The following is a 13487-nucleotide window of genomic DNA, read 5'->3' as shown; positions in this document are numbered from 1 at the left end:
TTCCAGGGATGGCGGGTGACGAAGCGGCCCCAGCGAACGCCCATCGTGACGCGCCGGCCGTGCTGCTCGGCCCGCACGCGGCGTGTGGTGAGGCGGCCGTCGGCTGCGAGGCCGGCCGGGCTGCCCAGGACAGGGAAGACGTCTCGGACGCGGGCGGCGACGTCCTCCTGGAGCAGTGTGTAGGCGTAGAGCGTGGCGGCGTCGAATCCCTCCGGGGAGCGCGCCCCCAGCCCTCCCAGTCGAGAATCCTCAGCGGTGCGGTGACGTTAGCCCAGTGCAGGTCGGAGTGGGCGGCGGTCCAGCGAGTCACGGCCGGGGCCGGGATGCCCACGAACTCGGGGATCGCCCGGTCCATGAACTGCTGTCGTACGGCGACGCGGTCGGTGTCGACGGCCGCCACCTTTTCCAGCGTCACGGCGAGGTCCTGCCACCAGGAGTCCGGCAGCTGGAGGTCGCGCTGGAGGACCGGGTCGTCGGACAGGACCGGCTGGTCGACGCGCACCGACAGCTCCGCCCGGTAGGCGGTGCCGCGGTGAACGCCGCAGCCTGGACCGCGCCGACGCTGCGCAGTTCGATCCTGGGCGCGTCCCCGGATGCTGGAGGCGTCAGCAGGTCGTGCAACGCCGCGACCGCACGCTGGGTGCGGCCGAGCTCTTCGGCACTTCACGACGGCATCACGGAAGCGCCCACCCCAGCACATCAATAGGGGGCGTCGGCCACGGTGCCTCCCTCACTCCTCTTCCTCCAGCAGCCGCCGCGCCGTACTCGTGTCCGTCACCAGCGCCGTGATCCACCGCCCCCTCAACGCCCCCCGCACGGCGGCGTACTTGCGCAGGCCGCCCGCGACGGCGAGGCGGCGGGGGACCGTGCGGAGCTGGTCCGCCGAGATGCCGATTGTCCGCTCGCCCAGCCCAGCGTCGACGTATGTCCCGTTCTCGTCGAAGAAGCGCTGGCAGATGTCCCCGACCGCCCCCAGCGACCGCAGCCGCGCCAGCTCGTCCTCCGCGACCGCGTTCCCGCTGAGCCGCAGCAGCGGCGAGGGCTCGACGCTGCCAATGCCGACGAGGACGACGGTCAGCTGCTGCCATGCCTGGCTGACCTCCGCCACCGTCGGGTCGTGGAGCAGGGAGAGCCGGGCCTCGGCGGAGCCGACCAGACCCGGGGCCCGGACGAAGAGCGGGGTGCCGCCGGTCAGGTCGGCGAGGCGGGCGGTGAGGCGGGTGGCCTGGACCTGGCCCTGGGGGTCGCCCATACCGCCCATGAGCTGGACGACCTTGTCGGCCACCTGCTGCTTGGCTGGCTGCATCACGTTGGCGGCGGCCAACAGGGTCTCGCTCCAGGTGGAGACCCCGATCAGGTCCCCGGGGCGGAAGGCGGTCTCCAGGTAGCTGGCGGCACCAGAGCCGAGGGCGCGGAGCAGGCTGCGCGGGTGGTCGAGCAGGTCGTCACCGTCGATGATCACCACGTCGGTCAGCTGGTAGCGCTCGGCGACCGCGTCCTCCAGGTCGCTGTGGATCCCTTCAGGGGAGACCACGACGGTACGCACCACGCCCAGCTCGGCCGCGCTGCGCAGCAGCCGGGAGACGCCGGCCTGGGAGAGGTTCAGCGCTTCGGCGATCCGGGCCTGGCGCAAGCCGCGTTCGTGGTACATCCGGGCAACACGGACGATAAGCCGGAGTTTGTCGACCGGCTCGTGGCTGGTGAGGTCTGGATGTTGGGACACCCCCTGAACACTACTGAGATTCGGGCCGGTCCGGCCCTCTGATGCCGGGCTCATGAGGTGGGCACCTTCCTCGCGTTCCGGCTGCGCGCCACCGCGTCGTGCCAGGCCGCCAGCCGCCGCAGCCGTTCCGGTTCGTCTTCACAATCCGCCCCCGGACTTTGGTGGACATGTTCCGAAGCGGCTCCACGGCTGCGGCCGGCCGTCACGGGTGACCTGCCGCAGGTCGCGGTAGCGCGCCGAGGCGGCGTGGCCAGTGGCGAGCGTGTGAATATTCATTCACAAAGTGGTTTATATTTTTCGGGATAGTGTGCCACCTCCCAGTATCACGTCAAGGCGCCGACAGGGGGTGATCGGGCGGGGGCAGTAGGGGTTCTATAGGCTGTTTGCGGCGATTGGGAAAAGTGGCGGTGCACTCTTGACATGCACAACGGGCCCGGCTTACGTTCCCGGCCATCCCCTGTTCACCGGTATTTGAATATTAATTCAGGTAGATCTTGTGTCGATCACGCCGCGCAGTCATGCCGGAGGGATGTGGAGTTTCGGCCGCACCATCGACCGGTACGCCACCGACGGCTACGGTCCGCCGGCGTCGTCGACGCCCGTCGGTTCCGCTACGAGGGTCACGACACCAAGCACTGACCCCGCCGCCCCGCCCTTATCCCCTGGAGCCCCGATGCCGTACAGCCCCGACTCTCTCCTCGGCGACGTCCTGCGCAACCGGCAGGCCACGGCCGTCGTCCGCAAACACCTCTCCGGCATCGTCAACGCCCCCCTCGGTGTGCAACTGCGCCACGTCAGCCTCGCGCAGGTCGTCGGCTTCCTCGACAACACCCGCGCCAACCCCGAGGCTAGGGACGCCTTCTTCGTCGAACTCGCCACCGTCGACGAGACCCTGGCCGATCAACCGCGCCCCACCGAGGCGGTGACCGTCCCCTCCGACAGCTACGAAGGACCCGAGGTCCCGCTCGGCAGCGCCGACGCCGACTGGCCCTCCTCGGTCACCCGTTGGCACCCGTTCGAGCTCGAACTCCACGGTCCGGCTCACGGAAACCCCTTCACCGACATCGCGCTGAGCGCCGAGTTCATCCACCAGGACACCGGGCGCACCCTCACCGCGCACGGCTTCTACGACGACGACGGCATCCACCGCCTGCGCCTCATGCCCGACGAAGAGGGCGCCTGGGGCTTCGCCACCACCTCCAACTCCCGCTCCCTGACCGGCATCACCGGCACCTTCGACTGCCTCCCCGCCGCCCCCGGCGAACACGGCCCGGTCCGCGTGCACAACACCTTCCACTTCCGCCACGCCGACGGCACCCGTCATCTCCCCATCGGCACAACGGCGTACGCCTGGACGCACCAGGGCGACGAACTGGAGGAGCGGACCCTGCGCACCCTCGCCGAGGCGCCGTTCAACAAGATGCGGATGTGCGTCTTCCCCAAGGCGTACCTCTTCAACGCCAACGAACCGCCGCTCTACCCCTTCGCCGGTTCCCTCAAGGACGGCTGGGATTTCCGGCACCTCAACCCCGCCTACTTCACCCACCTGGAGAACCGCATCCGCCAACTCGGCGAACTGGGCATCCAGGCCGACCTGATCCTCTTCCACCCCTACGACCGCTGGGGCTTCTCCGACATGGGCCCGGTCGCCGACGACCGCTACCTGCGCTACGTGGTCGCCCGCCTGGCGGCCCTCCCCAACGTGTGGTGGTCGCTGGCCAACGAATACGACCTGCTGTGGGCCAAGACAGAGGAGGACTGGCACCGGATGGCCGCCGTGATCGGCGACACCGACCCGCATGGCCACCTGCTGGGCATCCACAACTGCACGGACTTCTGGGACAACAACGCCAACTGGGTCACCCACGCCAGCGTCCAGCGCGTCGACGTTTACCGCACCGCCGAGAACACCGACGCGTGGCGCACCGAATGGAACAAGCCGGTGGTCATCGACGAGTGCGGCTACGAGGGCGACATCGACCAGGGCTGGGGCAACCTTCCCGCTCAGGAGCTGGTCCGCCGCTTCTGGGAGGGAGCCGTCCGGGGCGGATACGTCGGCCACGGCGAGACCTACCTGGCCGACGACGAGGTGCTGTGGTGGTCCAAGGGCGGCACCCTCAAGGGCGAGTCTCCAGCCCGGATCGCCTTCCTCCACCGCATCCTGGAGGAGTCCCCGCAGGACGGCATCGGCCCGCTCCTCGGCGACTGGGACGTCCCAGTCGGCGGCGTCGCCGACACCTACCGCCTCGCCTACTTCGGCTTCGGCCAGCCGCGCTACCGCACCTTCGCGCTGCGTCCCGGCATCCGGTGGAAAGTGGACGTCATCGACACCTGGGGGATGACCGTCACCGAACTGCCCGGTACCTACGAGGGGGTCTTCCGCATCGACCTGCCCGGCCGCCAGTTCATCGCGGTCCGGCTGCGGGCCGTATAGGCGTGTTCCCGCACGGCCGCACGCGCGGTGGCGGCATGCTCGGCGGCCTCCCGTGCGGCTTCTCGCACCGATGCCAACCCGAAACGTTCCCGCAGGAGGCTTCCCATGACGACGCACCGCTAGACCGCCTGCGCGATCACGCCCGCCACTGAGCCGCCGCGGACCGGGCCCGCCCGGCCGTGCTGCCGCGCGGGGAATTCGCCCTCCGCGCGCCGATCCGCTCGGGCGAACTGCGAGTGACCGCCCTGGGCGTGTACGAGGCGGAGGTCAACGGCGCGGTCGTGAGGGACCACGTGCCGACCCCGGGCTGGACGAGTACCGCCACCGCCGCGCCCGGGACGGCAAGCGGTCTCCCGAGACCAGTGACCACATCGGGGAGACGATCAAGAGCGCCAAGCCGCTCGAGTACGTCGGCGACACCGCCACTTCCTGACGACGTCCCCGTCACCAACACCACCTTCACCGCGGCGGGCGTGCCCACACACGCCCTGAACGTCCTGGCAAGAGCCGCGTCGTGCCTTGGCCCTCTCCGCGGCCACGGCCTCCACCCGGATAACGTCCTACGGACGGCCCTCACGCTTCTGTGCGGCCTGTTGCTCGCGGCCCCGGTGTCGTCGGCTTCCGCGGCCGAGACGTCGCACGACGGACTGATCTCGGCCGGTGCGGTCTGAAGGCGGGACGCACCACGCTCACCATCCGTTCGGGCGGGCTGGAACGCACCGTGGTGGTCTACGTCTCTCGGCGGGCGCAGGGTCGCGGACATCTGCCGACGATGCTGGACCTGCACGGCAGCCAGAGCACGGCGGCCGAGCAACTCGACTGCAGTCAACTGGGGCAGACCGCAGACAGAGAGGGCTTCCTGCTCGTGGCACCGCAGGGTGTGATCGACGCCGCGCCCGGATACCGGTGGAACGTCCCGCATGTCACCGGCACGGGCGGACCGGACGACGAGCAGTTCCTCGTCGCAGTGCGCCTGCGATCACCCGGACCGGCTCGCTGCCATCGCCGCGGTGGCGGGCCTGCGCGCGGGGGCGCCCGTCATGGACGCGGACGGCACCTACGTGCCCGACCTCGCCGCCTGCCGGCCCGGGAGGGGAGTGCCCGTCCTGTCGTTCTCCGGCACCGCCGACCCGGTCAACCCCTACGCGGGCGGTGGCGAGGCGTACTGGGGCGCAGGCCTGCTCGTCGGGTGGACCTTGGCACGGAGGGGCGCCTGAAGGGCACCTGCCCTGGCCAGGCGCCCCTGCGGCAGCCGAAGAAGTCCGGCTTCTTCGGCAAGTACGACACCAGCAGGCCCTTCGTCTGCTGGTAGTACGTGGGCTACGCGTCGCTGACCAGCGCAAAAAGCGCCCGTCGGGACTTTGGCAGGATCGCTGGCCCGGAAATTGTCCGGATCTTGGCCGATGCGGTCTCTCGGACTGGGTGGCCGCCCGGCGCCACGCAGCGGTCGGAGCCGGAAAAGATTGGGGGTGCCGCCTACTGCATCCGGTCGCACTCTGGTGTGACATGGCCATGGGCCGATACCGCCCTGTGCGCCGAAACCCGCACGCTGCCGGCGTGGAGTGACAATCCGCTCTCCGTGGCCGCGTGCGGTGGTGGCCGTCTGCAGTGAGCTATGACGGTCCCATATGGCACAGGTTGCAGAGGCCGTCCAGAGGCGTCCAGACCCAGGCGATGCCGAGGGTGATCTTGCGTCATCCGGTCGGTCGGCTGACCAGCCGTGCAGGCGCCGGCTACGGCGCAGAGCAGCAGGATGCCGACGATGGTCTGCGCCATCAGAGTGGCGGTGTGCAGGTCCCGGCAGACGGGGAGCAGCGCACCGGAGATCACGCCGTTGTCGTATCCGAAGAGGAGACAGCCGATGGCGGCGGCCATGGTGAGCCTGGCGACGCTTCCTCTGGTGTCGCTGTCGGTGGGCTGTGGCTTCACGTCTTGGTGCCCCTTGCTCGTACAAAGGCGCCGGGTTCCGCCGTTACCACGCTTAGACGGTCGGGTGGGGTGGAAAGACGGGTGCGGGTCGGCCCTGCGGGCCCACACCCGGGTGATGCCTTCGCGCGGCGCTATCCGTACAGCGCGGTGCGCACGATGCGCTGGGCCGTCATGGCGTCGTGGTTCGCCTGGGCGGCGGCCAGCTCGTCCAGCGGGATGCGGGCAGCGCGCTGGTCGAGGGCGCGGATCGCGGCGACCGATTCACGGACGGCCTCGCGCGGGTCCTCGCGGTAGGGGAACAGGTCGAGCTTGAGCGGGTGCTCCCAGCCGATCCGCCGGGTGACGTGCAGGAATTCCAGGGTCTCGACGACGTGCAGGGCGCCCGCGGTCAGGTCGTCGTCCCACTCGCGGTAGTTGTCGCAGAGTTCGATGTCGACGAGGCGGCCCATGGAGTGGGCGAGGGTGAGGGCCTCGGCGGGGTTCTCCTTGGCGAACAGGGAGTGGCCGAAGTCGATGACGAGGCCGATGTTGTCGGCGCCCATCTGCTCCAGTGCGAGCAGGGTCGTGGCAGCCGTCGACCAGAACAGGCGGGTGCGCGGTTCCTTCAGCTTGTACTCGATGCCGAAGGTCATGTCCGGGTGGGCCTTGACCACCTCGCCGATGCCCTCGATGGCGTGCCGCCGCAGGGTGGCGTAGTCGACCTGGAAAGGGTAGTCGTAGCCGTCCTGGCCGGGCCAGAACTTCACGTAGCGGGCGCCGAGTTCGCGGGCGACGTCCACGGCCTCGTGGCCGAGGTCGATCGCCGCTCGGCGCAGTTTGGGGTCGGCGCTGGTGAAGGAGCCGGAGCGGTATCCGCGGTCGTAGATCACGGGGGTGATGTTGGTGACGGTGAGGTCGTGCTCGGCCAGTTTCGCCTTCACGTCGGCGACGCTCACGCCGTCGCCGAAAGGGTAGTTGAGGTCGAGCGCGGTCAGCTCGCCGGACTCGGCGGCGAGGTCGATGGCTTCCAGGGCGCCGACCTCGGGGCCATAGCCGTTGGTGGCGTAGCGGTCGATGATGCGGCCGAAGCTCCACATGCCGCCTGCGAAACGGAGCGAGGACATGGGTCTCTCCTTTGGGAGTGGTACGGGTGCGGGATGTTCGGTGGTCGGTCGAGTGGGCGTTGTCAGGTCGGCATGACGCGCGCCCGGGCGACGGCCTGCCGCCAGCCGACCATGCGAGCCTCGCGCCAGGCCTGGCCCCGTATGGGTGCGAACCGGCGCCCGGGCGGGGTGACGGCCGCCAGGTCGGACCTCCTCCAGAGGCCGAGCGCCATGCCCGCAAGCTGGGCCACGCCGAGCGCGGACAACTCCGGAACGCCCGCCCGCAGCACGGGGCAGCCGGTGAGCTCGGTCTGGAAGGACATCAGCCGTTCGTTGGCGGTGGGCCCGCCGTCGGCGCAGAGTGCGGCCACGGGGCCGAGTGCGTCCTCGAAGCGGGTGAGGGTGTCGGCGACCTGGTAGGCAAGCGACTCCACGGCGGCCCGGGCCAGTTCGGCGGGTCCGGTGTCCTGCTGGATGCCGGAGAGGACGGCCCGTGCGTCGCGGTCCCAGTAAGGGGCGCCGAGCCCGTCGAAGGCGGGCACCAGGTGAAGTCCGCTGTCCCGCCCGGTGGCGGCCAGTTCGGCAACCCCTGCTGTATCGGTTCCCAGCAGCCGGGCGGCCCAGCGGACGGCTGTGCCGGCGGAGGCGATGTTTGCCTCCAGCGCGCGGGCGGGTTCCTGGCCGGCGAACCGCCAGGCAATGGTCCGCGCGATGCCGTGGGGCAGCTTGACGTCCTGCGGGCAGAGCATCATCAGGGAGGAGCCACTGCCGTACGTCGCCTTCACCACGTCGGCTTCGCCGTGGCTCTGGGCGAACAGCGCGGCGTGCGAGTCGCCGAGGACGGCGGCGATCGGGAGTCCGTCCGGTACGCCGGGTACTCCGCGCATGCGACCGAAGTCGCCGGTGGAAGCGGTGACCGCGGGCAGGGTTTCCAGCGGGACGCCGAAGATCTCGGCGAGCTCCGGGTCCCACTCGCCCGTGGCCAGATTCAGGAGCTGGGTGCGCGAGGCGGATCCGGTCTCCACGGCCTCGGTCGCGCCGCCGGTCAGCCGATGCAGCAGCCAGGCGTCGACCGTGCCGACCCGCAGCAGACCCGCGCGTGCCCGGCCGCGCCCCGGGTCGAGGTCGTCGAGCAGCCAGGCTGCCTTGCTGGCGGAGAACATCGGGTCGACCGGGAGTCCCGTGCGCTCGGTGATCAGTCCGGCGTGCCGGCTCTGCGCCAGCTCCGCGCACCGCTCGGCGGTACGGCGGTCCTGCCAGCTCACCAGCCGGGACAGCGGCCGTCCAGTGGCTCTCTCCCAGACGAGCACCGCCTCGCGCTGCACGCTCAACCCCAGTCCTACGGGACGTACGCCTTCGCGCATGGCCAGCTCGCGCAGGACCTCCACCACGGTGGTCCACAGGGCTTCCGGCTCCTGCTCGACATGGCCTGGTGCCGGGTACTGCTGGCTGAGCGCTCGGTAAGCGGTCGCGAGTACGGTGCCGTCCTCGGCGACGAGCATGCCCTTGGTGCCGCTCGTGCCCTGGTCGAGGGCGAGGACGGCATCGCGTGCCGAGGCGGCCGGGCTCACGACGCGTCCGTCTCGGAGCCGAGCAGCTCACCCGCGGCCCGTACGACGGCGTCGGCGGTGATTCCGAAGTAGTCGGCGAGGAAGGCCGCGCTGCCGGTCGGGGTGAACTCGTCCCCGACACCCAGCAGCCGCATCGGCACAGGCGTGTGCGTGACCACGGTCTCGGCGATCGAGCTGCCGAGCCCGCCGCGCACGTTGGCCTCCTCGACGGTGACGATCCGGCCGGTCTGGCGGGCCGCCGCGAGCACGGCCTCCTCGTCGAGCGGTTTGACGGTGGAGAAGTTCAGCACCCGGGCCCGTACCCCGTCGGCGGCGAGCCGGTCGGCGGCTTCCAGGGCGGCTGGCACGGTCGTGCCGGCGCAGATCAGCGTGATGTCGTCGCCGTCGCGCAGCCGTGCGGCCCGCCCGGCCCGGAAGGGCACGTGCGGGGTCACGTCCGGCACCTTGGTGCGCCCGATCCGCAGATAGACGGGGCCGTCGTAGGAGTGCGCCCAGCGCAGTGCCTCACGCGTCTCCTCGGGGTCGGCGGGGGTCAGGATCGTTAGTTCAGGCAGCGTGCGCAGCCAGGCGAAGTCCTCCACACCGTGGTGGGTCGGGCCGAGCTGACCGTAGGCGAACCCGGGACTCATGGCGCACAGCTTCACATTCACCCGTGAGTAAGCCACATCGGCCTTGATCTGCTCAAGTGCCCGGCCGGTGAGAAAGGGCGCGGCCGCGCACACGTAAGGAATGCGGCCCCCGCCTGCAAGCCCGGCTCCGACGCCGACCATGTTCTGCTCGGCGATGCCGACGTTGATCAGCCGGTCGGGGAAGCGCTGCTGGAAGTCCTTGAGGTTGCTGGAGCCCACGGAGTCGTTGCAGACAGCGACCGTGCGAGGGTCGGACTCGGCGAGCTCGGCGAGGGTCTCGGCGAAGGCCTGGCGGCAGTCGTGCAGTTCGGGGGCGGCGGTGGCGAGGGTCATCGGGAGAGTTCCTCCAGGGCGGCGGCGGTCTGGTCGGCGGAGGGAACCTTGTGGTGCCACTCGACCCGGTCCTCCATGAAGGACACGCCCTTGCCCTTGACCGTGTCCGCGATCAGGCACAGGGGGCGGTTGTCGGCCGGCTCGGCGCTCAGCGCCTGGAACAGGGCCTCGTGGTCGTGGCCGTCGATGTGCCGGGTGCGGAAGCCGAACGCGGTCCACTTGTCGGCGAGGGGCTCCAGCGAGTTGGTGCCCTCGGTGGGGGCGCCCTGCTGGAAACGGTTGCGGTCGACGACCACGGTGAGCCGGTTCAGCTTGTAGTGGGCGGCGGACATGGCGGCCTCCCAGTTGCTGCCCTCCTGGAGCTCACCGTCGCCGGTCAGGACATAGGTGTGGCGGGTGGAGCCGTCGAGGCGGGCGGCGAGCGCGGCGCCGACGGCGACCGGCAGGCCGTGGCCAAGCGGACCGGTGTTGGTCTCGACGCCTGGAATCTTGCGCCGGTTGGGGTGACCGTTGAGGGCGGACAGCGGCTCCATGTACGTGTCCAGATCGGCGTCCGCGAAGAAGCCGGCGTACGCGAGGGTCGCGTAGAGCGCGCCGGACGCGTGCCCCTTGCTCTGGATGTAGCGGTCGCGCTCGGGCCAGTCGGGGTGCTCCGGGTCGAGGTCGAGGACGGCCAGGTAGAGCACCGCCAGGATGTCGGCCGCCGAGAAGTCGCCGCCGATGTGTCCCTGGCCCGCGCGCGCGATCATCCGCAGGTCGCGGCGGCGGATCTCGCGTGCGGCATCGCACAGCCGGGTGGCCCGATCGGCGGGGGCGGCCGCGCGCAGCTCACTGCGGAGGTCGCGGAGCCGAGAGGTGGCTCCTGGTACGGCTGAAAGCATCTGAATATCCATTCAGCATCGAATTGCTATGCGTCGATAGTTAAGGCCGGACTCCCGACCGCCGTCAAGGGTCGGGAGGCCGGGGCCGTCCCGTACGGTGACGGAAACGACGGGGAACGATGTGCGTCCACATCGGTGGGCGGAGGGGAAAGGAAGGCCGATGTCGGCGCGCGAAGAGCTGCGGATCATGACGCACGTGGCCCGGATGTACTACTCCGAGGGCGTCCGGCAGCCCGAGATCGCGGCACTGCTCGACCTCTCACAGGCCAAGGTCTCGCGCCTGCTGAAGAAGGCCCAGCAGCAGGGCATCGTGCGCATCACCGTGCACGCCGCCCCCGGCACCTACCCCGCACTCGAACAGCGCTTGCAGGAGACGTACGGCTTCAAGCTCGCCCTGGTCGTGGACACGGACCCCGACGACGAGAAGAGCCTGATGGCCGATCTCGGTGCGGCGGCCGCGTACTACCTGCAGACCACGCTGCGCTCCGGCGACGTCATCGGGATCTCTCCATGGAGCGCCTCCCTTCTGGCCACGGTCGAGGCCATGGAACCGGTCGCGGGCCTGAAGGACGTGACGATCGTGCAGGCCGTCGGCGGGGTCGGTGACCCGGCCGCCGCCGCTCACGCCTCGCGGCTCGCCGGGCAACTCGCCCAGCTCGTGGGCGGGCAGGCCGTCTATCTCCCCGCTCCCGGGCTGGCCGGCTCTGCTGAGAGCGCCCGTGTGCTGCGCGAAGACCCCTTCGTGGCGGCCGCGTTGACCCATCTGGACCGGATCACCGTCGGTCTCGTCGGCATCGGCGAGGTCACCCCGTCCAGCACCCTCGCGCGCAGCGGAAACGCTTACCCTGCCGAAGAGTTGGCCTCGCTGGAGAAGCTCGGCGCGGTCGGCGACGTGTGCCTGCACTTCTTCGACGCCGAGGGCCGGGCCGTGCCGTCCGAGCTGGACGAGCGGGTGGTCGGTATCAGCGCGCAGCAACTGCGGGCGGTGCGCCGGACCGTGGCCGTGGCCGGGGGGCAGCGCAAGCACGAGGCGATCCGCGGGGCCGTACGCGGAGGGCTGGTGCACACGCTGGTGACCGACCGGGCGACGGCGGAGGCGCTGCTCGGTTAGCGCCTGCGGGCCTACTCCTTGATCGCACCGGCCGTCAGTCCGCCCACGATCCAGCGTTGCAGGCAGGCGTAGATCAGCAGGATCGGCGCGATCGTGATGAGCACTCCCGCCGACAGTCCGGTGAGGTTGCTGCTGAACTGCCCCTGGAAGTTGAGAAGTCCGAGCGGCACGGTCCGGTGTTCGGGAGAGCTGAGCAGCACCAGGGCCATGAGGAGCTCGTTCCAGGTCGCGGCGACATCAAGGATCGCCACGGTGACCAGGGCGGGGAGCGACATGGGCAGCACGATCCGCAGGAAGATCCGCAGACTGCCCGCGCCGTCGATGCGGGCCGCGTTGAGGAGGTCCTCGGGCACCTTGCGGAAGAAGGACTCCAGGATGAGGACCTGGAAGGGCAGCCCGAAGGCCAGGTACGGGGCGAGCAGACCCCACAGGTTGTCCGTGAGGTGCACCGACCGCAGCATCGTGAACAGCGGTACGACGGCGATGAAGATCGGCATCGTGAGGCCGAGCAGCACCAGGAACATGATGCCGCGACGGAACGGCAGCCTCAGCTTGGCCAGCGCGTACGCCAGCAGCGAGGACAGCACGACACCGAGCGGCACCTTCACCAGGGTCAGGAGGGCGCTGTTGGTGAAGGCCGTGCCGAAGTCTCCGGTGCTCCAGGCGTCCCTGAAGTTGGCCCAGGTCAGCGATCGGGGCCAACTGAGCGGACCGTGCGCGAGGAAGTCGGCCCCGGAGCGAAGTGCGGTGCCGATCAGCAGCAGGATCGGGGACGCCCACAGGAGGGCGACAAGGATCATCAACGCGGTGGTGCCGACCGTCCTGAACCGGCGCCGCCGCGCCGCGCCGACCAGGGGGGATACGGCGGTTGTCACGATGACTCCTTGGTCTGGCGCCAGACGTACGGGATGCCCACGGCGAGCGCGGCCACGGTCACCACGACCGCCATCGCGGTGCCATAGCCGAACTTGTAGGACTGGAAGACGTTGAAGAACATCCAGGTGCCCAGGACCTGGGTGCTGTTGCCCGGGCCGCCGTTCGTCGTCGCGAAGATGATGTCGAAGACCTTCAGGCCCTCGATGAACGACAGTGCCAGGACGACGTAGTGGGTGCCCCGCAGGCTCGGGAAGGTGATGTACCGGAACTGCTGCCAGCCGCTTGCGCCTTCGGTGCGGGCGGACTCGTACAGCTCCCCCGGGATGTGCTGGAGCGCGGCCAGATAGAGGACGAGCGGGAAGCCGACGCGTACCCAGCACGCGGGGACCATGGTCGCCCAGATGGCGAGACTGCTGTCACCCAGCCAGGGGTGGGCGAGCGACCCGAGGCCGATGTCGCGCAGAAGCGTGTTCACCGCGCCGCTCGACGGGTCGTACAGCCAGCCCCAGATGGTGCCGACGGACACCAGTGGCAGCACGGCCGGCAGGTAGAACACCATGCGCAGGGCGGACTTGAAGCGCACCGAGCCGTTGAGGGCGACGGCGAGGGCCAGACCGGCCGCGAGCGGGACAACGGTGGTGACCAGCAGCCACAGCGCGTTGTTGCGCAGCGCCGTGTGGACCACCGGATCGTCCAGCATCGCACGGTAGTTGGCCAGGCCGGTCCACTTGATGTCCGGCGAGATCCCGTCCCAGGAGGTGAAGCTCAACCAGACCGAGCGCAGCGCCGGGTAGATCAGGAAGGCCGCGTAGACGATCAGGCCGGGGGCGGCGAAGAGCCAGGCGGTGCCTGCGAACCGGCGCCGCGGGCGTGATCTCGCCACACTCGCAGGCGCCTTGGCGACGTGTGGGCGGTGGG

The 13487-nt window shown here is 70.1% G+C and carries 13 protein-coding genes; 6 read left to right on the top strand and 7 right to left on the bottom strand.

The window, feature by feature from the left end:
- Positions 1-274 precede the first annotated feature (274 nt).
- Positions 275-706: a hypothetical protein gene (locus OG718_RS53990; protein WP_328842665.1), complete on the top strand. Its 432-nt coding sequence runs from the start codon at positions 275-277 to the stop codon at positions 704-706.
- Between the two features lie 24 nt (positions 707-730).
- Here OG718_RS53990 and OG718_RS53985 read toward each other — a convergent pair whose 3' ends face one another.
- Positions 731-1723, bottom strand: coding sequence for a sugar-binding transcriptional regulator (locus OG718_RS53985; RefSeq protein ID WP_328842666.1), 993 nt, complete (start codon positions 1721-1723; stop codon positions 731-733).
- A gap of 673 nt (positions 1724-2396) precedes the next feature.
- Between OG718_RS53985 and OG718_RS53980 the strand changes: the two genes are divergently transcribed.
- The 4 genes from OG718_RS53980 (at position 2397) to OG718_RS53970 (ending at position 5469) form a co-directional block, all read left to right on the top strand.
- Positions 2397-4157 carry a DUF5605 domain-containing protein gene (locus tag OG718_RS53980; RefSeq protein ID WP_328842667.1) on the top strand — a complete coding sequence of 587 codons (1761 nt, stop codon included), beginning with the start codon at positions 2397-2399 and terminating at the stop codon, positions 4155-4157.
- Between the two features lie 179 nt (positions 4158-4336).
- On the top strand, positions 4337-4828 hold the full coding sequence (locus tag OG718_RS54605; protein WP_443054846.1) for an alpha-L-rhamnosidase N-terminal domain-containing protein: 492 nt from the start codon (positions 4337-4339) through the stop codon (positions 4826-4828).
- Between the two features lie 249 nt (positions 4829-5077).
- Positions 5078-5374 (top strand): hypothetical protein, encoded by a 297-nt coding sequence (locus OG718_RS53975; protein ID WP_328842668.1) that lies wholly within the window; start codon positions 5078-5080, stop codon positions 5372-5374.
- A complete protein-coding gene (locus OG718_RS53970; protein WP_328847651.1) occupies positions 5347-5469 on the top strand; it encodes a hypothetical protein in 123 nt (40 codons plus the stop codon). Before OG718_RS53975 ends, OG718_RS53970 begins: the two co-directional genes overlap by 28 nt.
- A 748-nt stretch (positions 5470-6217) precedes the next feature.
- Here the strand turns inward: OG718_RS53970 and OG718_RS53965 are convergent.
- The 4 genes from OG718_RS53965 to OG718_RS53950 form a co-directional block, all read right to left on the bottom strand.
- The gene (locus OG718_RS53965) at positions 6218-7189 is read right to left on the bottom strand and encodes a sugar phosphate isomerase/epimerase family protein (RefSeq protein WP_328842669.1); all 972 of its coding nucleotides are present in this window, start codon (positions 7187-7189) and stop codon (positions 6218-6220) included.
- 62 nt (positions 7190-7251) lie between these two features.
- On the bottom strand, positions 7252-8739 hold the full coding sequence (locus tag OG718_RS53960) for an FGGY family carbohydrate kinase (RefSeq protein WP_328842670.1): 1488 nt from the start codon (positions 8737-8739) through the stop codon (positions 7252-7254).
- Entirely contained in the window at positions 8736-9701 is a 966-nt protein-coding gene (locus OG718_RS53955; RefSeq protein ID WP_328842671.1) for a transketolase family protein, read from the bottom strand. Before OG718_RS53955 ends, OG718_RS53960 begins: the two co-directional genes overlap by 4 nt.
- On the bottom strand, positions 9698-10582 hold the full coding sequence (locus tag OG718_RS53950; protein ID WP_328842672.1) for a transketolase: 885 nt from the start codon (positions 10580-10582) through the stop codon (positions 9698-9700). Before OG718_RS53950 ends, OG718_RS53955 begins: the two co-directional genes overlap by 4 nt.
- 160 nt (positions 10583-10742) lie before the next feature.
- Between OG718_RS53950 and OG718_RS53945 the strand changes: the two genes are divergently transcribed.
- Positions 10743-11693: a sugar-binding transcriptional regulator gene (locus OG718_RS53945; protein ID WP_328842673.1), complete on the top strand. Its 951-nt coding sequence runs from the start codon at positions 10743-10745 to the stop codon at positions 11691-11693.
- A gap of 11 nt (positions 11694-11704) precedes the next feature.
- Here the strand turns inward: OG718_RS53945 and OG718_RS53940 are convergent, their stop codons facing one another.
- Together OG718_RS53940 and OG718_RS53935 are read right to left on the bottom strand one after the other, a co-directional pair.
- Positions 11705-12568 (bottom strand): carbohydrate ABC transporter permease, encoded by an 864-nt coding sequence (locus OG718_RS53940; RefSeq protein ID WP_328842674.1) that lies wholly within the window; start codon positions 12566-12568, stop codon positions 11705-11707.
- The gene (locus OG718_RS53935; RefSeq protein WP_328842675.1) at positions 12565-13452 is read right to left on the bottom strand and encodes a carbohydrate ABC transporter permease; all 888 of its coding nucleotides are present in this window, start codon (positions 13450-13452) and stop codon (positions 12565-12567) included. The genes OG718_RS53940 and OG718_RS53935 overlap by 4 nt, the downstream gene beginning before the upstream one ends.
- Positions 13453-13487: the final 35 nt, after the last annotated feature.

This window comes from Streptomyces sp. NBC_00258 (assembly GCF_036182465.1).
Lineage (GTDB): Bacteria > Actinomycetota > Actinomycetes > Streptomycetales > Streptomycetaceae > Streptomyces.
Note: the sequence above shows the minus strand (reverse complement) of the source record. Positions and strands in the feature narration are given on the sequence as shown.